The sequence below is a fragment of the Inquilinus sp. CAU 1745 genome (assembly GCF_039839375.1).
Classification (GTDB): domain Bacteria; phylum Pseudomonadota; class Alphaproteobacteria; order DSM-16000; family Inquilinaceae; genus JBDOQU01.
In genome coordinates, this window is record NZ_JBDOQU010000002.1 from 246,785 (window position 1) to 266,814 (window position 20,030).

The window sequence follows — 20,030 nt, forward strand, 5'->3', positions numbered from 1 at the left end:
GCCCTCCGCCACACTACGGCGCAATGTGGAAGCGCGTTCGTCTCCCGGCGCAGCTTCGTCGACACGGCCCGCCGTAGAGTGGATTTATTCCGTGTCGCTCCGCTCTTGCCAGATAAGCGATTGTGCTTGCGCCGGCACCGAAAGCGCCGCTTCCCGCGACAGATTCTTGAAGTTCGGCAGGCACGAGCACACAAGCGCGCGCTCTTGCCCGATCAGTTCCACGATTTCTTTGCCGCATTCCGCGGGGATACGCATTCGCCCGTGCCGCAGCGCCAGATAGACGGCGTCAGCGGCCGAATGCTCGCCAAGGCTTTGCACAACGCTAGGATGCCGGAGGAGGTCGAGGGTCCAACCGGGCTCCACACCATCCATGAGCCCCGCTGCCCGAGTGCGGCCTTTCCGTTCATCGACGACAGCTCGAAAGCGCCGACGCGCCGCGATCGCGATCGTCGCGGCCTCCCCGTCATCCAGAGAAGGAGAGCCACCGGACAGAGTGGCGAACAACTCGTACTCCACGTCGGTCATGCCGGCGACGGTCACCTTGCCGCCTGCGATGAGGCCGTAAAGAAAACTGTGGTCTCCGTTCTTCCGGCTCGTCTCGTGCTCCAACTCCCCCGCCACGATGTCGGGCACGACGATGTCATTCGTGATAGCCGTCAACACCCGCTCGCCGTAGGTGCAGGCGTGCAGGTTGATCAGGACGCTCGTATCGAGGACCAGCGGTCTGCGATCATCAGCTAGGGAGCTTGAGAAGGTCATCCGTCACGTTTTCCTCAAGCTCGATCTGGTCAATCAGTTCGCGCACCTCCACGCGGCGCATCTTCAGTAGCTCGGCCAACTGCCCTTCCGACATGATGCCACGCTTCCAGGCCGCGTGCGCCATGAGACTCATCCTGTGGGAAACCGGCCGATTAGCGTCGGTCTTAGCCACATCTAGACGCTCAGCGGCGTCACCAAGCACTTCCCGCGCGTGATGGTCTTTGATCCCGCCCTTCGTCTTGAGCCATTCCCACGTCCCCTTTTTCAGGAGCTCTAGCTCTTCGAGGCGGCGCACACACGCCTCGCGGGATATGTTGTACTGGTGCGCCAGCAAGATAACGTGCCGACGGGTGAGCATGTCGGCGCCGGCCGTCAGTTGTTTGAAACTCTCGGAGAAGCTCTTTCGTGGCGTCAAGAAGGCGCGGCCAAACGCATTCGCGTAGCGCTCGTCGCGAGACAGGAATTGCTCGTCGTCCTCCAAAACCTCGGAGACGCGGCGCGTCCCCACGAAGTGTCCGAGTTCGTGCGCGGCGGAGTGAACGCGCCGCTCCAGGAGATGATTGGCGTTCAGGAGGATGCAGGCGCCGACGGCGTCGTCATAGGTGAATAAGCCGGCGACCTTCGACTTCGAGGACAGTCGTCGCTGATACAGGCGGATGCCGAGATCGAGCTCGATGATGGAGAAAATGTCGCCGACCGGACCGGCACCAAGCCCAAGCCAGTCGCGCAGCTCTTGTGCCTGCTTCTCGGCAAGTTCGACAATGTCGCCCTGGTTAATCCCTTTCTCCGGCGGGTAGTGCCGCCGCCGCTCGATGCCGAGAACGTTTTCGAGTTCCACCTCCGCCTTCACCAGATCATTCAGCAGATCGACGGCTTCGAGCGTGTGGTCATCCTCCGTCTCACGCATCTTGCGGAATCGGGGCACCAGATCAGTATGAACCGCTTCCCGACGCAGAAGGCCGTTGACGGAAACACCATAGTGCCGGGCAAGAAGCTGCAACTCCTGAATACGGACGCGCCGCGTGCCCTTTTCGATGGACACAAGGGTCGGACGCGACATGCCAATAACCTCGGCCGCCTCATCTTGACGGATGTCCGCGTTTTCCCTTGCCAGCCGCAGGCGCCGACCGATTTCCTGTGCGCTCAGCTCATTCAGATCGGCCATGGCGCTCTCCCTTCGTCCAGCTTCTCAGGAAGCTTTGTTCGCCTTGGGCCGCCATGAAGGCGCGCCATTCCTTTGCGTGGGTCAGCAACATATTCCTGAGGTTCTTCAAGACATCGTCCTGCGGCTCCCCCGTCGCGCGCGCGATTTCGAAGACATGAACCTTTAAATCCGCATCGGGGAGGTCGGCCATGTCAGCGAGCTGCTGGAGGTGCCGAACCCCGACGCTGCCGTATTCCGCCATCGTGCGGCTCAGACGGACTTTCTTCCTGCCGGGAAGGGCATCCCGAAAGGCCGGAACGGTGAGATCGGCGATGACGTAGGTGTGTTCCGGCTCTTCTATTCCGGCGGCATGCATGCTCATCCGGCGAAGGAGACATGCGGCGCAGAGCCCACACTGCCGCAACTTGCCGTCCATTTTCGCGTTCCAGCGCTGCTGCCAGCACGAGCGGGTCTCAAACAGTTCATCGACCGCCTTGTTCGTGGTGCGCCGAAAGGCCGAAATCGTCTCGCCCTTTGTATTCCACAGGCGCGGTTGGTCGTAGCGAACTTCATGCCCGAGCACCGCCTTGATGAACCGCTCCATCTTGCGGAAGTACGTCGGATGATTGCGGTAGTCGGCATAGACGTTGTGCAGAGGCAGCAGGACCGGGCCGAGCGCACCTTGACCGCTTTCGGGGACGACGACCCTGGTCAACCCCGTCAGATGCGCGGCGATGGCCGTCACGGCGGCGAATTTGAAGCCGCGCGAACGTACGCTGCTTTCTCGCGATGACGGAACGTCAACCCGAAACGGGATCTGGTCGAAAGGCTCATCGCCTGCTTTCAAGGTATGGCGGTGTTTGGTCACGCGCACACATACAGCGTCGGTTCCGTTCCCGGACACCTTAGACACACAGCGGGAGTCCAACCCATCACTATAGGCGATCACGAAGCTCCGCTCCGTGCCGAATGGAAGCGACCGCTGCCGTGCCCCCAAAACGCCTTGGCCCTGCCATGGAACGAAGGTGAGTTGCCAATCGTCACCCGTGAGATGTCGCAGCGCCGCACGAAGGCTGCCTTGCACCTCGGGTCGTTGCCACGTCGCAACCTCGACGACGGGCACGGTGATGTTAAAATCGCGCGCCCACCGACTGATCCGTCTTGCGGTTCGGCGGTCGGCATATTCAATAGCAGCGCTGACCACTAGAAGGTCGTGGTGGATCGGCTTCCATCCTTCGTAGTCGTAAGTGTCAAGGACATCAGGATCGAAGACGATTTCCTTGCCGATTTCGGCGACGGCCGCCGAACCGGAATGAACCCGCTGGTGCCTCTGGCCTGTCTCGACAACGCGCAGCGTCAGACCATAACGCTCGGGACTGGTCACATGAGCATTCACAAGCGGACCATCCCTTCATCGACGCCGTCGCTTCTGCCCAAGTCCTTCTCGAAGGCGTCCTTCTTGCCCGCCAACAGAGCATCACGGACTTTCGCGCTCTCCACTGCGTCGAAGGCGGAATCGATCTTTTCCCGCGCCCGATCCGCCGCGCTGCGGGTTATCTCGCCCGCTTCCTGCGCGCGGATACACTCTTCCTGAAAGCGGTTTCTAGCTTCACCGATCTGAGTGTCGATGGCGGCGTCAAGTGCTGGCGCGATCGCGTTGCCGAGGGGCGGGTCGTTGGCAGTCCGATACAGAAGCTCTTTCTGAAGCGCGTCGAGAAAGGGGGTCTTCTCGCAACGGACGAAAATGGCCTCGACGGACCCAAGCGGATCTAGGTCCAGCTGATCTGAGTCAAGATGTGCGTCGAGCTCTTGAAGCGCCTTCGCGTGTTCCTTGGTGACGAGATGGCGGGCGAGTGAAGCCGAAGCCAATGCGCCGCATTCCGCGGACGATGCCGCGTCATTCTGCACTGCCTCGGCAAGCCGTTTCCAACAGCTCCCGAGCCTTAGATTCCTAAACGGACCATCGGTCATAGAGGGATCTCCATGTCAGGTGCATGGATCATATATCTGACAAAATTCAAATTTCAATAGAAATTTCTGACATTGATGTTGCTGGGAAGAACGGGGTGCGGCCTAGAAAGCGGACACGAAGCTATCGTTGAGTCGTCGGACGTCGAGAGACCGGTTTCGGGCCATCCTCAGACCTTCGCACCAGGCGATACAATGTCTGTCTTCGAGTTGCGTATACAACAGCGGACAGTCTGCTCCCGACCTCAGCACAGTTAGCGGCGGGTACAGTAGAAGGCTGGCTCGGCAGGCAACGTCGGACTTTAGCGTGAAAACGGCGGTGATCGGCGGTTCACTATGCCAGTTGGTGGCGATCCGGTAATCGGCGGCAATATCGGACTATGGATGGCAATCGACGGCGCAAAATTGGCGGAGAGGGGGGGATTCGAACCCCCGATGCCCTTGCGAGCATGCCGCATTTCGAGTGCGGTGCTTTCAACCACTCAGCCACCTCTCCGCGGCGCTATAACAGGGCGCTGTCTGGAGCGCCCGGTCGAAAAGCGGCGGGACATTAGCCCAAGCCCCCCTTCCCCGCAAGCGTTGCCTCCGCTCGGCCTTCGCCGAACCTCTTGGGGTCGTCCGGAAACGCGCCAACCCCTTCATCGACAGGCGTTTTCGCGTTTTGGCAGTTGCGAAGACGGGCCCGTTGCGGCAACATCGCCGCCAAAGCGTCATCAGAGCGCGACAGAGAACAAAAAGAGCATACAGGGAGCTCGTTTTCAGAATGCCGATCGACATGCTCCCGGCGTCCAGCGCCGGGAAAGGGGAAGCTTTCCCCGAACAGCGCCCCTACCCCGCCTGACGCGGCGTTCACCGGCGGAGCGGCAATGTCGCAAGACATCATCCTGGAGACCCAGGGCCTGACGAAGGAGTTCAAGGGCTTCGTCGCGGTCAACAATGTCGATCTGCGCGTCCGGCGCGGATCGATCCATGCGCTGATCGGCCCCAACGGCGCGGGCAAGACCACCGTCTTCAACCTGCTGACCAAGTTCCACGCGCCCTCGCGCGGCCGGATCGTCCATGACGGCGAGGACATCACGGGCATGAAGCCGGCCGATATCGCGCGGCGCGGCGTGGTGCGGTCCTTCCAGATCTCCGCCGTCTTCCCGCATCTCACCGTGCTGGAGAATGTGCGGGTGGCGCTGCAGCGCAAGCTGGGCACCGCCTTCCATTTCTGGAAGTCCGAGCGCAGCCTGAACGTGCTGGACGATCGCGCGCGGGAGCTGATCGAGGCGGTCAACCTCAGCGAATACGAGACGACGCCCGTGGTCGAGCTGGCCTATGGCCGCAAGCGGGCGCTGGAGATCGCGACCACCATGGCGCTGGAGCCGGAGATGATGCTGCTGGACGAGCCCATGGCCGGGATGGGCCATGAGGATGTCGGCCGGACGGCGGCGCTGATCTCCAGGGTCGCGGCGGGGCGCACCGTCCTGATGGTGGAGCACAACCTCTCCGTCGTCGCCGATCTGTGCGACACGATCACCGTGCTCCAGCGCGGCGAGATCCTGGCCGAAGGACCTTACGAGGAGGTCTCCCGCGATCCGAGGGTGCGGGAAGCCTATATGGGCAGCGGCCATGACTGAGGGGCCCATGAGTGAGAATGGGGCGACCGAACCCGTCTCCCGCATGAATGGCGATTCCGGCACGCTGCTGGAGGTTCGCGGCCTTCACGCCTTCTACGGCGAATCCCACGTGCTGCACGGCGTCGACCTGGACGTGCGGGAGGGCGAGGTCGTCACGCTTCTGGGCCGCAACGGCGCGGGCAAGACGACGACGCTGCGCGCCATCATGGGCATCCTCGGCCAGCGCAAGGGGTCGGTCCTGCTGGAGGGGCGGGAACTGATCGACCTGCCGTCGAACCGGATCGCGCGGCTGGGCATCGGCTACGTGCCGGAGGAGCGCGGCATCTTCGCCAGCCTGAACGTCACCGAAAACCTGCTGCTGCCGCCCGAGATCGCTTCCGGCGGCCTGTCGATCGAGCGCATCCACGCCTTGTTCCCGAACCTGAAAGAGCGCGCGCGCAGCCAGGGCACGCGCCTTTCCGGCGGAGAACAGCAGATGCTGGCGATCGCCCGCATCCTGCGCACCGGCGCCCGGTTCCTGCTGCTCGACGAGCCGACCGAGGGCCTGGCCCCGGTGATCATCGAGCAGATCGGGCGTGTGGTGCGGGACCTCAAGGAAGAGGGCTTCACCATCCTGCTCGTGGAGCAGAATTTCCGTTTCGCGTCCACCATCGCCGACAGGCACTACGTGATGGAGGACGGTCACATGGTCGATATGATCCCGAACGCGGACCTCGACGCCAACATGTCGAAGCTGCACGACTATCTCGGGGTCTGACGGCGCAAAACGACAAGCATGTCACTGGGAGGAACTAGAGAAATGATGTCACGTCTTCTGACCGGCGCCGCCGTGATGGCGCTGACCGTCACCGCCGCGGGCATGGCCCACGCGCAGATGTCCGCGGATGTCATCAAGATCGGCGTCCTGAACGACCGGTCCGGCGTCTATGCCGACCTGTCGGGCGAAGGCTCCGTCGTCGCCGCCCGCATGGCGGCGGAGGAGTTCGGCAACGAGATCAACGGCACGCCGATCGAGATCATCTCCGCCGACCACCAGAACAAGCCGGATGTCGGCTCCAACATCGCCCGCCAGTGGATCGATACGGAGAATGTGGACGTCATCGCCGACGTGCCGACCTCCTCCGTCGCGCTCGCGGTGCAGGAGATCACGCGGGAGAAGGAGCGCATCTTCCTCATCTCCGGCGCGGCGTCGTCGGCGCTCAGCGGGGAGGCCTGCTCGCCCTACGGCTTCCACTGGACCTACGACACCCGCGCGCTGGGCGTCGGCACCGCCACCCAGGTGGTGGAGAATGGCGGCGACACCTGGTTCTTCCTGACCGCCGACTACGCCTTCGGCCACGCGCTTGAAGCCGACGCGACGGAAGTCATCGAATCCCTCGGCGGCGAGGTGATCGGCGGCGTCCGGCATCCGCTTGGCACGTCGGACTTCTCCTCCTTCCTGCTCCAGGCGCAGGGATCGGGCGCTGAGGTCATCGGCCTCGCCAACGCCGGTGGCGACACGGTCAACGCGGTGAAGCAGGCGAACGAGTTCGGCATCGTCCAGGCCGGGCAGACGCTGGCCTCGCTGCTGGTCTTCGTCACCGACGTCCACGCCATGGGACTGGAACTAGCCCAGGGGCTGACCCTGACGGAATCCTTCTACTGGGACATGAACGACGACACCCGGGCCTGGTCGGAGGAATTCCAGGAGATCCATGGCGCCATGCCGACCATGGTCCATGCCGGCGTCTATTCCTCCGTCCGCCACTATCTCCGCGCGGTCGAAGCCGCCGGAACGGACGACACCGCCACCGTGGCCGAACAGATGCGGGCCATGCCGATCGACGATTTCTTCGCCCCTGGCGTGGAAATCCAGGCGAACAACCGCGTGCCGGTCGACATGCATGTCTTCCAGGTCAAGTCGCCCGACGAGTCCGAGGGTGAGTGGGACTACTACAACCTGATCGGCACCGTCCCCGGCGACGTCGCCTACGCGTCGGCCGAGGAAAGCGGCTGCAGCTTCTGATCATGATCCCCGCGCTCTTCCCCGGAAGGAGGGGCGCAGGGAAATTCCTGCTCAAGACCGGGAACGACGCCGATGTTTGAACTGCTGGGCATACCCCCGCAGGTGCTGTTCGGGCAGTTGCTTCTGGGGCTCATCAACGGCTCGTTCTACGCCGTGCTGAGCCTCGGCCTCGCCGTCATCTTCGGCATGCTGAACGTCATCAACTTCGCCCACGGCGCGCAGTACATGCTGGGCGCGTTCGTGGCGTGGATGCTGCTTCAGTTCCTGGGCATAAACTACTGGTTCGCGCTGATCCTGGCGCCGATCCTGGTCGGGCTGTTCGGCATCGTGCTGGAAAAGACGATGCTGTCCCGGCTCTACAAGCTGGATCATCTCTACGGGCTGCTCCTGACCTTCGGGCTGGCGCTCATCATCGAGGGGCTGTTCCGCCATTTCTACGGCGTGTCCGGACAGCCCTACGCGATCCCGGATCTGCTGTCGGGCGGCCGGAACCTGGGCTTCATGTTCCTGCCGAACTATCGCGGCTGGGTGGTCGTGGTGTCGCTCGTGGTGTGCTTCTCCACCTGGTACGCGATCGAGCGGACGAAGCTCGGCTCCTATCTCCGCGCGGCGACGGAGAACCCGGCCCTGGTCCAGGCGTTCGGCATCAACGTGCCGCGCATGATCACGCTGACCTACGGTTTCGGCGTGGCGCTGGCCGGGCTGGCCGGCGTACTGGCGGCGCCGATCTATCAGGTCAACCCGCAGATGGGCTCCAACCTCATCATCGTCGTGTTCGCCGTGGTGGTCATCGGCGGCATGGGCTCCATCCTGGGCGCGATCGTGACCGGTTTCGGACTGGGCATCCTGGAGGGGCTGACCAAGGTCTTCTATCCGGAGGCGTCCAACGTCGTGATCTTCGTGGTGATGGCGATCGTGCTGCTGATCAAGCCCGCCGGCCTCTTCGGTCGGGAGCATTGAGATGACCACCGGAACCTCCTCCCTCACTGCCCCGGCGGGCGGCGCGTCCGCGCGGACGGCATGGATCGTCATGGCGATCTTCGTCGCGCTGGGGCTGGTCGCGCCCTTCGTGCTCTACCCCGTCTTCCTGATGAAGCTGCTGTGCTTCGCGCTCTTCGCCTGCGCCTTCAATTTGCTGATCGGCTATGTCGGGCTCTTGTCCTTCGGCCATGCCGCCTTCTTCGGCGGGGCCGCCTATGTCAGCGCCCATGCGATGACCGCCTGGAACACCGATCCTGTGATCGGCATCCTGCTCGGCACGGCGGCGGCGGCCTTCCTCGGCCTCGTCTTCGGCTTCCTCGCCATCCGGCGGCAGGGCATCTATTTCGCGATGGTCACGCTGGCCCTGGCCCAGATGGTCTATTTCATCTCGCTCCAGGCGCCCTTCACCGGCGGGGAGGACGGCATCCAGGCGGTGCCGCGCGGCATGCTGCTGGGGCTGATCGACCTCGAACAGCCGCTCAACATGTATTATTTCGTGCTGGCGATCTTCCTGCTGGGCTTCGGCGCGATCTACCGCATCATCCATTCGCCCTTCGGGCAGGTGCTGAAGGCGATCCGGGAGAACGAGCCTCGCGCCGTCTCGCTGGGCTACAAGGTCGAACGGTTCAAGCTGGCGGCCTTCGTCATGTCGGCGACGCTGGCGGGCCTGGCCGGCGGCACCAAGTCGCTGGTCTTCCAGCTCGCTTCGCTGACGGACGTGCAGTGGCAGATGTCGGGCGAGGTCGTGCTGATGACGCTCTTGGGCGGCATGGGCACCATCTTCGGCCCGGTCGTCGGCGCCTTCCTGGTGGTCAGCCTGCAGAACTACCTGGCCGGCAGCGGGCTGCCGGTCACGGTCGTCACGGGGGCCATCTTCGTTCTCTGCGTGCTGGTCTTCCGGCGCGGGATCGTGGGAGAACTCCTCCATCTCCTCGACCGCCGCAAGGATTGACGCCGGACCCTCATGAAATCGTTGACAGCCAACCCGCCGCGAGTATAGTCCCGGCCTTGCAGCGGGCCGTCCCCTTACGGCCCGCCCTTTATTTTCGAGATATGGCAGCGTCACGATGTTCGCAGTGATCAAGACCGGCGGCAAGCAGTACAAGGTCGCCAAAGATGATGTCATCCGCGTCGAGCGCCTGTCGGACGACGCCGGATCCTCGGTCAAGCTGGACCAGGTCCTGATGGTGGTCGACGGCGACAAGGTCTCCGTCGGCACGCCCGTCCTGTCCGGCGCGTCGGTCACGGCGGAAGTGGTCGACCACGATCGCGGCCCGAAGATCATCGTCTTCAAGAAGAAGCGGCGCCAGAACTACCGTCGCAAGAAGGGTCACCGCCAGGACCTGACGGTGCTCAAGATCACCGGCATCTCGGCCTGAGCCCGAAGCTCGGCCGGCGACGCGAAGCAAAGAGATTCCAGGAGTAAGTCATGGCTCACAAGAAGGCTGGCGGTTCATCCCGCAACGGGCGCGACTCTGAAGGCCGGCGCCTCGGCGTGAAGAAGTTCGGCGGCGAGCATGTCGTGCCGGGCAACATCATCATCCGCCAGCGCGGCACCAAGTATCATCCGGGCGCCAACATGGGCATGGGCCGCGACCACACGCTGTTCGCGCTGACCGAAGGCCAGGTGCAGTTCCGGAAGGCCCACGGCAAGACCTTCGTCTCCGTCGCCGAAGCGCCGGTGGCCCAGGCCGCCGAGTAAAGCGCGCCCGACACGATCGAGCCGTCACTGACAGGACGGGGGAACGGGCGACCGTTCCCCCGTTTTTGCGTTTGTAAGCCCCCCTCACCCTCCCGCCCCTTCGGGTCGGGTCCCTCCCTCTCCCACGGAGGGGAGAGGGTGAAGTTGTTAGCCCTCTCCCCTCCGTGGGAGAGGGTTGGGTGAGGGGGAAGTTCCGTCAGTTAGCCACGGTTCCGGAAAGCCAACGATCATGAAGTTCCTCGACGAAGCCAAGATCTTCATCAAGAGCGGCGATGGCGGCGCCGGCTGTGTCGCCTTCCGGCGGGAGAAGTTCATCGAGTTCGGGGGGCCGAACGGCGGCGATGGCGGTCGCGGCGGCGATGTGTGGGTGGAGGCGATGGACGGCCTCAACACGCTGATCGACTATCGCTACCAGCAGCATTTCAAGGCCAGGCGCGGGGATCACGGCAAGGGCCAGGACCGTTCCGGCGCAAAGGGCGACGACGTCACGCTGCGCGTGCCCGTAGGGACCCAGATCCTGGACGAGGACAAGGAGACGGTGCTGGCCGACCTGACGCGGGAAGGCCAGCGGCTGAAACTGCTCGCCGGCGGCGATGGCGGGTTCGGCAACGCCCATTACAAGACCTCCACCAATCAGGCCCCCCGCCGCGCCATGCCCGGCTGGCCGGGCGAGGAACGCTGGGTCTGGCTGCGGCTGAAGCTGATCGCGGACGCCGGGCTGGTCGGCCTGCCCAATGCCGGCAAATCGACCTTCCTGGCCGCCACGACGCGCGCCAAGCCGAAGATCGCCGATTATCCCTTCACCACGCTGCATCCGAATCTGGGTGTCGTGCGCGCCGACGACCGGGAATTCGTGATCGCCGACATCCCCGGCCTGATCGAAGGCGCACATGAGGGGCAGGGGCTGGGCGACCGGTTCCTGGGCCATGTCGAGCGCTGCGCCGTGCTGCTGCACCTGGTCGACGGCACGGTCGACGCGGTGGCCGACGCCTACCGGACCATCCGGACGGAACTGGCGGCCTATGACGAGGCCCTGGCCGCGAAGCCGGAGATCGTCGGGCTCAACAAGATCGACGCGCTGACCGATGAAGAGGTGGCGGAGCGGAAGGCCGCGCTGGAGGAGGCCTCCGGCGCGCCCGTGCTGGCCCTTTCCGGCGCGACCGGGCTGGGCGTCCGGGAAGCCCTCTTCGCCCTCTGGGACCGGGTGAAGGAGGCGCGCGTCGCAGCCGAAGAGCCCTCGCCCGACCCCTATTCGGTGTCAGTCGCCGACCCCGAAGCCGAATGATCGCCGATATCCGCCACGCCCGCCGGCTCGTCGTCAAGATCGGCTCCGCCCTTCTGGTCGACGGCGCGACCGGGGAAATCCGCCGCGACTGGCTGGACGCCCTGGCCGATGATCTGGCGGCCTGCCGGGCGCGGGACCAGGAGGTGATCGTCGTCTCCTCCGGCGCCATCGCGGTGGGGCGGGAGCATCTGGGCCTGCACGGTCGGGCGCTGAAGCTGGAGGAGAAGCAGGCCGCCGCCGCCACCGGGCAGATCCGTCTCGCCCACGCCTATCAGGAGACGCTGGCGCGCCACGACATCACGGTGGCGCAGATCCTGCTGACGCTGGCCGATACGGAGGATCGCAGACGCCACCTCAACGGCCGCAGCACCATCGCGACGCTGCTGAGGCTGGGGGCGGTGCCGGTCATCAACGAGAACGACACCGTCGCCACGTCGGAAATCCGCTTCGGCGACAATGACCGGCTGGCCGCTCGCGTCGCCCAGATGATGAGCGCCGACACGCTGGTCCTGCTGTCGGACATCGACGGACTCTATACGGCCGATCCGAAGCGCGACCCTTCGGCCACCCTGATCGGCGAGGTCGACGACCTGACGCCGGAGATCGAGGGCATGGCGGGGGAGGCGCTCCCCGGCTATTCCTCCGGCGGCATGGTCACCAAACTGGCCGCCGCCCGCATCGCCATGGGGGCCGGCTGCCGCATGGCGATCGCCCAGGGCCGTGTGATGAACCCGATCCGTGCGATCGAGACCGGAGCCGCCTGCACCTGGTTCCTGCCGTCGGCCGAACCCCGGACGGCCCGCAAGCGATGGATCGCCGGCACGCTGAACCCGATCGGAACGCTGGTCATCGACGATGGCGCGGTCGCGGCGCTTACCCGGGGCAAGAGCCTGCTGCCCGCCGGGATCGTGGAGATCGAGGGCGCGTTCGAACGGGGCGATCCCGTCGCCGTCCGGTCCCGCGACGGCGGCCGGATCGGCCAGGGCCTCTCGGCCTACTCCTCCGCCGACGCTCGCCTCATCGCCGGCCACCGCAGCGCGGAGATCGAGGAGATCCTGGGCTATCGCGGCCGCGACGAGATGATCCACCGCGACGATCTGGTGCTGGGGTAACCCTGGCGTCCTCAAGAAAGAACGTCATGCTGGACTTGATTCAGCATCCATGCGGCGTCTATGCCGGCCGGGTCGAATCCAGTCCTTCGTGGCCGGCGAAGCGGCCATGGCCCATGGATTCCGGATCAAGTCCGGAATGACGAATTAGGGAAAGGTTCCCGCCTCTCTCCTCATGGTGAGCCTGTCGAACCATGCGTGTCCCTCCGCCGCTGGACGACCCGCCAGATGACCGGCCCCAGGACGACCAGCGCGGCGATGGCGAGCAGGGAGGCCGACAGGGGCGAGGTGAAGAAGACCGTGGCGTCGCCCTGGCTGATGGCGAGCGCCCGGCGGAACTGCTGCTCCGCCAGCGGCCCCAGGATCAGCCCGATCACCGCCGGCGCGACCGGGATCGAATAGAGCCGCATCAGGAAGCCCAGCCCGCCGATCACGTAGAGCAGCACCAGATCGACCAGCGAATTGTTGAGCGTGTAGGTGCCCAGCGTCGCGAAGACCAGGATACCGCCATAGAGCAGCGGCCGGGGGATCGCCAGCACCTTCACCCAGATTCCGGCCATCGGCAGGTTGAGCACCAGCAGCATGAAATTGCCGATATAGAGGCTGGCGATCAGGCCCCAGACCAGTTCCGGCTCATTCTCGAACAGGAGCGGCCCCGGCTGCAGCCCGTATTGCTGGAAGGCGGCGATCAGGATGGCGGCCGTGGCCGATGTCGGCAGGCCCAGCGTCAGCAGCGGCACCAGCACGCCGGCGGCGGCGGAGTTGTTCGCCGCTTCCGGCCCGGCCACGCCTTCGATCGCGCCCTTGCCGAACTCCTCCTTCCGCTTGGAGAGGCGTTTCTCCAGCATGTAGGAGAGGAAGGTCGGGATCTCCGCGCCGCCGGCCGGCAGGGCTCCGAACGGGAAGCCGAGGCCCGATCCGCGCAGCCACGGCTTCCAGGACCGCTTCCATTCATCCTTGGTCATCCAGACCGATCCCTTGACCGGCAGGATCTCTTCCCGCTCCCATTTATGGCGGGCGGCGACGAAGAACGTTTCGCCGACCGCGAACAGGCCGACGGCGACGATCACCACGTCGATCCCGCCCAGGAGCTGCGGCACGCCCAGCGTGAACCGCGCTTGGCCCGTCTGGAGGTCGATGCCGACGAGGCCGAGCGTGACGCCCAGCATCAGACTGGCCAGCCCCCGGAAGATGGAGCTGCCCAGAAGCGCGCTGACCGTCGTGAAGGCCAGCACCATGAGGGCGAAATATTCCGCCGCACCGAACTGGAGCGCGACCTCGATCATCACGGGCGCCAGGAAGGTGAGCGCGACCGTGGCAATCGTGCCGGCGATGAAGGAGCCGATGGCCGCCGTCGCCAGCGCCGATGCGCCGCGCCCCTGGCGGGCCATCGCATTGCCCTCGATCGCGGCGATGATGCTGGCGCTTTCGCCCGGCGTGTTCAGCAGGATGGCGGTGGTCGATCCGCCATACATGCCGCCGTAATAGATACCGGCGAACATGATGAAGGCCGCCGTTGGGTCCAGCGTGTAGGTCGCGGGCAGCAGCAGCGCGACGGTCAGCGCCGGGCCGATGCCCGGCAGCACGCCGACGAAGGTGCCCAACGACACGCCCACGAACGCCCACACCAGATTCATCGGTGTGATGGCGACGCTGAAGCCTTGGAAAAGGGCGGCCAGAGTATCCATGGACGATTTCCGTCAGAAAGGGACCGGGCGCGGCGGGGCGGCTACAGAAGTCCGCCCAGGATGCCGGACGGCAGTTGCAGGCCCAAGCCCCAGGTGAAGCCGATCTGCGTGACGGTGCTAAGCGCGACGCCGACGATGATCTCCAGCCACCACCGCTTGCCGCCGAAGGCGCGGGCCACGGCCACGAACAGGACGGTCGAGGCGATGATGAAGCCGGCCGGTTTCATCAGCAGGAGCTGCGCCGCCAGGCCAAGCCCGATGATGAGGATGGCCCGCCAGTCGACCTCGATCCGCTCGGGCGGGTCGGCGGTCGTAAGCCCCTCGATGAGCAGCAGGATCCCGATCAGGATCAGCGCGCCGGAGATCAGCCACGGGAAGACCTTGGGGCCGACCGCGGAATAGGCCGGCCCGATCGGGATGTTCGTCGTCAGGATGGCGACGAACACCCCGAACAGGATCACGCCCAGGCCGAAACCGGCTTCGCCCAGATGGGCGGATTTCAGGTTCCGGACCATGGGGATCGTCTTACTCGACGAGACCGATGCTCTTCAGCACGCCCTCGACGCGCTGCCGGTCTTCTTCCAGGAACGCCGCGAACTCGTCGCCGGCGAGGTAGGAATCCATCCAGTTGCGCTCTTCCAGCAGGCTCTGCCAGGTCTCGCTTGTGGCCATCGCCTCGACGGTCGAGAGAAGCTGCTGGCGGCCTTCGTCATCCAGGTCCGGCGGGGCCACGACGGCGCGCCAGTTGACCAGGTCCACATCCACGCCGCCTTCGATCAGGGTCGGGATGTCGACGCCTTCCAGCCGCTCCGGGGAGGAGATGCCGATGGCCCGAAGCTCGCCCGCCTCGATCTGGCCCGCGAACTCGCTGAGGCCGCTGACGCCTGCCGTCACGTCGTTCGCCAGAAGCGCGGCCAGCGCCTCGCCACCGCCGGAGAAGGCGATGTAGTTGATGCCCGAAGGCTCGACGCCGACTTCCTCGGCGATCAGGCCGACCAGGATATGGTCGGTGCCGCCGGCCGAACCGCCGGCCCAGGAGACCGAAAGCGGGTCTTCCTTGAACTTCGCGACCAGGTCGTCGAGCGTCTGGATATCCGAAGCAGCCGGCACGACGATGACTTCATATTCGCCGGTCAGGCGCGCGATCGGCGTCACCTGCTCCAGCGAAACCGGCGCGTTGTTGGTGAGGATCGAGCCGACCATGACGAGGCCGCTGACCATCAACTCGTCCGCCTGTCCGGCCGAACCGACGAACTGGGCGAGGCCGATCGTGCCGCCGGCGCCCGGAACGTTGGTCACTTCGACGTTTTCGACGATGCCTTCCTGCTGCAGGGCCTGCTGCATCGCCCGTGCGGTGCCGTCCCAGCCGCCGCCCGGAGAGGCCGGGGCCATGATCGACAGGCTGTCCATCTGCGCCCATGCGCCGCCGGCGGCCATAAGGGTTCCGACGGTCGCGGCGACCGCCAGCGTCGGCAGCCGGTAATTGGATCTGGTGAACATCGAGGTACTCCTCCCGGTGTGTTTTCTTGCTTGCGGCCCGGGTTTCTGCGAACACCAAGCCGCTACTAGAAGCTAACGGGCGAACCTGTCATGGACCTGTCATGCGAGCGCCCCTGGGCGCTGCGGCCTTCGATCGATGCGCATCCTGCTGGTTGAAGATACAGAAGACCTCGCCGAGGCGATAGTCCGCCGCGTTCGTCGCAGCGGCCATGCCATCGACTGGGAAACCGACGGCGCGCTGGCGGAGGAGACGCTGCGCGTCCAGCGATACGACCTCGTCATCCTGGACATCACCCTGCCCCGCCTCGACGGGCACGCGATCCTGGAAGGGCTGCGGCGGCGGAACGATTCCACGCCCGTCCTGGTGCTGACCGCCCGGTCGGAGGTCGACGACCGGGTGAGCGCGCTCGACCTCGGCGCCGACGACTATCTCGTCAAGCCGTTCGATTTCCGGGAGTTCGAGGCGCGGTGCCGCGCCCTGCTGCGCCGCCGGCAGGGCATCGCCGTCAACGTCACCCGCTACGGCAACCTCGCCTTCGACCGCTCCGCCCGGCTGGTCACCATCGACGACGTTCCCGTCGACCTGCCGAACCGCGAATACCGGATGCTGGAGATCTTCCTCGGCAGCCTCGGGCGCGTCCTCAGCAAGGCGGACCTCGCCGAGCAGCTTTTCGGCTTCGACGACGAGGCGGGGCCGAACGCGATAGAGCTTTACGTCGCCCGGCTACGGAAGCGGCTGGACGGCACGCCGATAACGATCCGCACCCTGCGCGGGCTTGGCTATGTCGCCGAACTCAAGCAATAGGCCGGTCGCCCATGGGCCGGTAACCATGATCCGGGCGCTGGGCCAGCGGCTGTCGCTGCGCAGCAAGCTGCTCTTGTTTCTGGGCTGCCTGTCGCTGGGCGGCACGCTCATCCTGGCTGCCGCCGCCCTGGAATATGGCAGGCGCGCCGCCGACCACGCCTACGACCAGCTTCTGGCCGGCTCCGCTCTCGCCATCGCGGAGACGGTCAACGTCATCAATGGCGAGCTGGATGCCGATCTGCCCTACGCCGCGCTGGACATGCTGTCGCTGGCGCCCGACGACCGCGTCTTCTACCGGATCGCAGCACCAGGCGGGGAGACCGTGACCGGCTATCCCGACCTGCCGGTCCCCGAGACCATGGAGGTCGCCGGGCAACCGCAATTCTTCGACGCGTTCTACCGGGGAGAGATGGTGCGCTTCGGCATTCTCGGGCGGCTGGTGGCGGAGCCGGGAGTCCAGGGCTGGGCGACCATCCAGGTCGGGCAGACCCAGCAGGCGCGGGAGGATCTGGCGCGCAGCATCGCGCTGGACGCCACCATGCCGATCCTTGCTCTGAGCGCCCTGGCGCTGGCGCTGGCGTGGATCGGCGTGACGCTGGCGCTCCGGCCGCTGGTCCGGGTCGGCAACGATCTTCGCCTGCGCCGCCCGACCGACCTTCATCCGGTGGCGACGCCGGCGCCCCATGAGATCCAGCTTCTGGTGGACAGCCTCAACCGGTTCATGCAACGGCTGCGCGCCAACATGGATACGATGCAGTCCTTCATCGCGGAGGCCGCGCACCAGATCCGCACGCCGCTGGCCAGCCTCCGTGTGCAGGCCCAGACCGCGCTGGACGAGGACGACCCGGCGGTGGTGCGGCGGTCGCTGGAGCGGATCGAGCGCAACGCCGCGCTGGCCAGTCGCCTCACGCACCAGCTTCTCAGCCACGCCATGGTGGTCCATCGCGGGGAGGCGGAGATGTTCGCGCCCGTCCGGTTGGACGAGGTGGTGCGCCAGGCGATCCGGGAGGCGATCCCCCTCGCCGATCCCGGCATCGACATCGACTACAGCGATTCAGCCGGCGGCGTGGAGGTGAGCGGCGACAGCGTGATGCTGCGGGAGGCAGTGAAGAACGTGCTGGACAATGCCGTGCGCCACGGTTGCGCCGGCAAGGACGGGATCGCCGTCAGCCTTTTCGTGGACGGCGCGGACGATGCCCGCTGCGTCTCCGTCTCCGACGGTGGCCCCGGCATCCCGGAGCCGGAGCGCGCCCGGGCGTTCGAGAGGTTCCAGCGCGGCTCGGCGGCCGACATGCCGGGATCGGGTCTGGGCCTCGCGATCGTCCGGCGCGTGGTCGACGCCCATGGCGGCGGCGTCGCCCTTTCCGATCGACCGGGCGGCGGGCTGGTCGTGACTCTGCGCTTCCCGCCCGCGCCCACGACGGGGGTGGCCTCATGATCCGCGCGCTCCTGATCCTCGCTGTCCTGGCCGCGCCGACCATGGCGGCGGCGGAGACGACTATCTTCCCCCGGCTCTCCCCCGGCGATGGCGAACTGCTGGTCTACAGCTCCACCGACCTCGCGACGCTGAGCCCCGCGATCGACCGGTTCCAGGCGCTGAACCGGGAGATCGAGATCACCTATGTCGACCTCGATACGGCGGAACTCTACGACCGCTTCGTCGCGGAGGTCGATTCTGGGAAGCCTTCGGCCGACATCCTGCTGTCCTCCGCCATGGACCTCCAGGTGAAGCTGGCGAATGACGGCTACGCCGCCTTCCACCATTCCTCCGCCGCGGAAAGCATCCCCGACTGGGCCACCTGGCGGGACCAGGCGTTCGGCTTCACCTTCGAGCCGGCGGTCATCGTCTACAACAGGGAGCTGGTGCCGCCGGACCATGTCCCCGACACTCGCTTCGACCTGCTGCGCCTGATGCGGGAGCATGCCGAGACCTATCGCGGCCGGGTCGTCACCTACGATATCGAGGAAAGCGGCGTCGGCTATCTGCTGGCGACGCAGGACGCGGTGGTCGGCGGCGTCTTCGGCAGCCTGCTGGAGACGTTCGGCCGGAACGACGTGGTGCTGAAGGGCAATACCTCGGAGATGCTGGAGGGCATCGCGGACGGCCGCTACCTGCTCGGCTACAACGTTCTCGGCTCCTACGCCCAGGTCTGGGCGGAACGGAACAGCGCCATCGGCATCGTGCTGCCCAGCGACTACACGCTGGCGATCTCCCGCACCGCCATCATCTCCGCCGAAGCGCGCAATCCGGACGAAGCCCACCGTTTCCTCGACTATCTGCTGTCGATCGAGGGCCAGCGCGTACTGACCGACAGCGGCCGTCTGTCGGCCGTCCGGCCGGAGGTGACGGGCCCCTACAGCCGCATCGGCATCAGCGAGAACCGAGTCGGGCCCCTTCGCTCCATCCAGCTCGGCCCCGGCCTGCTGGTCTATCTCGACCGGCTGAAACGCGAGAAGTTCCTGACCTCCTGGCGCGAAGGCATCCGGCGGGATTGAGCGCCCTTCATGGCGAACGCCGGTGAAACGGCGACGGCCCATGGATTCCGGATCAAGTCCGGAATGACCAACAAAAACAATGTCATGCTGGACTTGATCCAGCATCCATGCGGCGTCGATGCTCGCCCTGTCGCGCCCGGTTCTTCGCCGCTGGTGCCGCGTCGCTGGCCTATGGATTCCGGCTCGGGGGCCGGAATGACCAGCAAAAACAACGTCATTCCGCCCCTTCATAGAAAGACATCGCCGCCGTAAGGGCGCTGTCCAGCCTTTTGCCTTCCGTATAGAGATCGACGAGCGCGCCTGTGGTGACGCCGTCGGCCAGCCGGGGACAGGGTTCCGCAGTTCCGAGGACGGTTCGGACCGGAATGACCCCTGCCCAGACCGGGTGGCCATAATCCTCCTCGTCGTCCGCGACGCCCTTTGCCCGGACCTTCGCCGACGCCTCCTCGATCCGCATGGCGATGACGGCGGTCGCCTTCGTCTCCTTGGCGGTGATCGGACGCAACGCCTCGTCGCGCCCCTTGTAGAAGCGCTCTATGACACCGGTCAGCGCGCGCGCCTTCTCGTCGGGATCGTCGACGAGGCGGGCCGTGCCGAAGCACATCGCCGAGCGGTAGTTGACCGAATGGTTGAAGCCCGAGCGCGCCAGCACCAGCCCGTCCAGATGGGAGACGGTGACGCAGGCGCGCGCGCCGTCCTTGAGGCTTCTCAGCATCCGGCTCGCCGAGGAGCCGTGCCAGTAGAGCACGTCGCCTTCGCGCCAATGCAGCGTGGGCGTGCAGAAGGGCTGGCCGTCGATCACATAGGCGACATGGGCGAGCATCCCGGCGTCGAGGACCGCATGAACAGAGGCGTGGTCGTAGCTGCCGCGTTCATGGGCGCGGCGCACGCGGTTCCGCGCGGTGACAGGGTAGCTGTCGGTCATTTCTTGTCTTCTCCCGAATGGCGGCGCATATCTTCAATGAA

At 65.6% G+C, this 20,030-nt stretch carries 20 protein-coding genes and 1 tRNA gene; 12 read left to right on the top strand and 9 right to left on the bottom strand.

The window, feature by feature from the left end:
* Positions 1 to 84: 84 nt before the first annotated feature.
* The 5 genes from AAFN89_RS03585 to AAFN89_RS03605 all read right to left on the bottom strand — a co-directional run bounded on the left by AAFN89_RS03585 (position 85) and on the right by AAFN89_RS03605 (position 4,367).
* A complete protein-coding gene (locus AAFN89_RS03585) occupies positions 85 to 759 on the bottom strand; it encodes a DNA-binding protein (protein ID WP_347535983.1) in 675 nt (224 codons plus the stop codon).
* Complete coding sequence (locus AAFN89_RS03590; RefSeq protein ID WP_347535985.1) at positions 734 to 1,924, bottom strand: XRE family transcriptional regulator; 1,191 nt, start codon at positions 1,922 to 1,924, stop codon at positions 734 to 736. The genes AAFN89_RS03585 and AAFN89_RS03590 overlap by 26 nt, the downstream gene beginning before the upstream one ends.
* A complete protein-coding gene (locus tag AAFN89_RS03595) occupies positions 1,908 to 3,287 on the bottom strand; it encodes a hypothetical protein (protein WP_347535987.1) in 1,380 nt (459 codons plus the stop codon). The genes AAFN89_RS03590 and AAFN89_RS03595 overlap by 17 nt, the downstream gene beginning before the upstream one ends.
* 8 nt (positions 3,288 to 3,295) lie before the next feature.
* Positions 3,296 to 3,874 (bottom strand): hypothetical protein, encoded by a 579-nt coding sequence (locus tag AAFN89_RS03600; RefSeq protein WP_347535989.1) that lies wholly within the window; start codon positions 3,872 to 3,874, stop codon positions 3,296 to 3,298.
* A gap of 403 nt (positions 3,875 to 4,277) precedes the next feature.
* A tRNA-Ser gene (locus AAFN89_RS03605) sits at positions 4,278 to 4,367 on the bottom strand.
* A 370-nt stretch (positions 4,368 to 4,737) separates the two neighbouring features.
* On the opposite strand from AAFN89_RS03605, the gene AAFN89_RS03610 reads away from it, so the two are divergent.
* From AAFN89_RS03610 to proB, 9 genes are all read left to right on the top strand, one after another.
* On the top strand, positions 4,738 to 5,493 hold the full coding sequence (locus AAFN89_RS03610) for an ABC transporter ATP-binding protein (RefSeq protein WP_347535991.1): 756 nt from the start codon (positions 4,738 to 4,740) through the stop codon (positions 5,491 to 5,493).
* 7 nt (positions 5,494 to 5,500) lie between these two features.
* Complete coding sequence (locus AAFN89_RS03615; protein WP_347535994.1) at positions 5,501 to 6,250, top strand: ABC transporter ATP-binding protein; 750 nt, start codon at positions 5,501 to 5,503, stop codon at positions 6,248 to 6,250.
* 42 nt (positions 6,251 to 6,292) lie between these two features.
* Positions 6,293 to 7,498, top strand: coding sequence for an ABC transporter substrate-binding protein (locus tag AAFN89_RS03620; protein ID WP_347535996.1), 1,206 nt, complete (start codon positions 6,293 to 6,295; stop codon positions 7,496 to 7,498).
* A gap of 72 nt (positions 7,499 to 7,570) precedes the next feature.
* The gene (locus tag AAFN89_RS03625) at positions 7,571 to 8,458 is read left to right on the top strand and encodes a branched-chain amino acid ABC transporter permease (RefSeq protein WP_347535998.1); all 888 of its coding nucleotides are present in this window, start codon (positions 7,571 to 7,573) and stop codon (positions 8,456 to 8,458) included.
* 70 nt (positions 8,459 to 8,528) lie between these two features.
* Positions 8,529 to 9,431 carry a branched-chain amino acid ABC transporter permease gene (locus AAFN89_RS03630; protein ID WP_347536350.1) on the top strand — a complete coding sequence of 301 codons (903 nt, stop codon included), beginning with the start codon at positions 8,529 to 8,531 and terminating at the stop codon, positions 9,429 to 9,431.
* Positions 9,432 to 9,546: 115 nt separating this feature from the next.
* Positions 9,547 to 9,858, top strand: a complete 312-nt coding sequence (rplU, locus tag AAFN89_RS03635; protein ID WP_347536000.1) for a 50S ribosomal protein L21 — start codon at positions 9,547 to 9,549, stop codon at positions 9,856 to 9,858.
* Between the two features lie 50 nt (positions 9,859 to 9,908).
* Complete coding sequence (rpmA, locus tag AAFN89_RS03640; RefSeq protein ID WP_347536002.1) at positions 9,909 to 10,181, top strand: 50S ribosomal protein L27; 273 nt, start codon at positions 9,909 to 9,911, stop codon at positions 10,179 to 10,181.
* A gap of 229 nt (positions 10,182 to 10,410) precedes the next feature.
* Positions 10,411 to 11,466: a GTPase ObgE gene (gene obgE, locus AAFN89_RS03645; protein WP_347536004.1), complete on the top strand. Its 1,056-nt coding sequence runs from the start codon at positions 10,411 to 10,413 to the stop codon at positions 11,464 to 11,466.
* A complete protein-coding gene (proB, locus tag AAFN89_RS03650) occupies positions 11,463 to 12,578 on the top strand; it encodes a glutamate 5-kinase (protein WP_347536007.1) in 1,116 nt (371 codons plus the stop codon). The genes obgE and proB overlap by 4 nt, the downstream gene beginning before the upstream one ends.
* Positions 12,579 to 12,748: 170 nt before the next feature.
* On the opposite strand, the gene AAFN89_RS03655 is transcribed toward proB, so the two are convergent.
* Genes AAFN89_RS03655 through AAFN89_RS03665 form a run of 3 tightly spaced genes read right to left on the bottom strand, consistent with a single transcriptional unit; the run spans position 12,749 to position 15,763 of the window.
* Positions 12,749 to 14,263, bottom strand: coding sequence for a tripartite tricarboxylate transporter permease (locus AAFN89_RS03655; RefSeq protein WP_347536009.1), 1,515 nt, complete (start codon positions 14,261 to 14,263; stop codon positions 12,749 to 12,751).
* 41 nt (positions 14,264 to 14,304) lie between these two features.
* Entirely contained in the window at positions 14,305 to 14,778 is a 474-nt protein-coding gene (locus AAFN89_RS03660; RefSeq protein ID WP_347536011.1) for a tripartite tricarboxylate transporter TctB family protein, read from the bottom strand.
* A gap of 10 nt (positions 14,779 to 14,788) precedes the next feature.
* On the bottom strand, positions 14,789 to 15,763 hold the full coding sequence (locus AAFN89_RS03665; RefSeq protein ID WP_347536013.1) for a tripartite tricarboxylate transporter substrate binding protein: 975 nt from the start codon (positions 15,761 to 15,763) through the stop codon (positions 14,789 to 14,791).
* 136 nt (positions 15,764 to 15,899) lie between these two features.
* Here AAFN89_RS03665 and AAFN89_RS03670 point away from each other — a divergent pair, with 136 nt between their 5' ends.
* The 3 genes from AAFN89_RS03670 to AAFN89_RS03680 are packed head-to-tail and all read left to right on the top strand — an operon-like array spanning position 15,900 to position 19,064.
* Entirely contained in the window at positions 15,900 to 16,568 is a 669-nt protein-coding gene (locus AAFN89_RS03670) for a response regulator (protein ID WP_347536015.1), read from the top strand.
* Between the two features lie 25 nt (positions 16,569 to 16,593).
* The gene (locus tag AAFN89_RS03675; protein ID WP_347536017.1) at positions 16,594 to 18,006 is read left to right on the top strand and encodes a sensor histidine kinase N-terminal domain-containing protein; all 1,413 of its coding nucleotides are present in this window, start codon (positions 16,594 to 16,596) and stop codon (positions 18,004 to 18,006) included.
* Positions 18,003 to 19,064, top strand: coding sequence for an ABC transporter substrate-binding protein (locus AAFN89_RS03680; protein ID WP_347536020.1), 1,062 nt, complete (start codon positions 18,003 to 18,005; stop codon positions 19,062 to 19,064). Before AAFN89_RS03675 ends, AAFN89_RS03680 begins: the two co-directional genes overlap by 4 nt.
* Before the next feature lie 214 nt (positions 19,065 to 19,278).
* On the opposite strand, the gene AAFN89_RS03685 is transcribed toward AAFN89_RS03680, so the two are convergent.
* On the bottom strand, positions 19,279 to 19,989 hold the full coding sequence (locus AAFN89_RS03685; RefSeq protein WP_347536022.1) for a pyridoxamine 5'-phosphate oxidase family protein: 711 nt from the start codon (positions 19,987 to 19,989) through the stop codon (positions 19,279 to 19,281).
* Between the last annotated feature and the right edge of the window lie 41 nt (positions 19,990 to 20,030).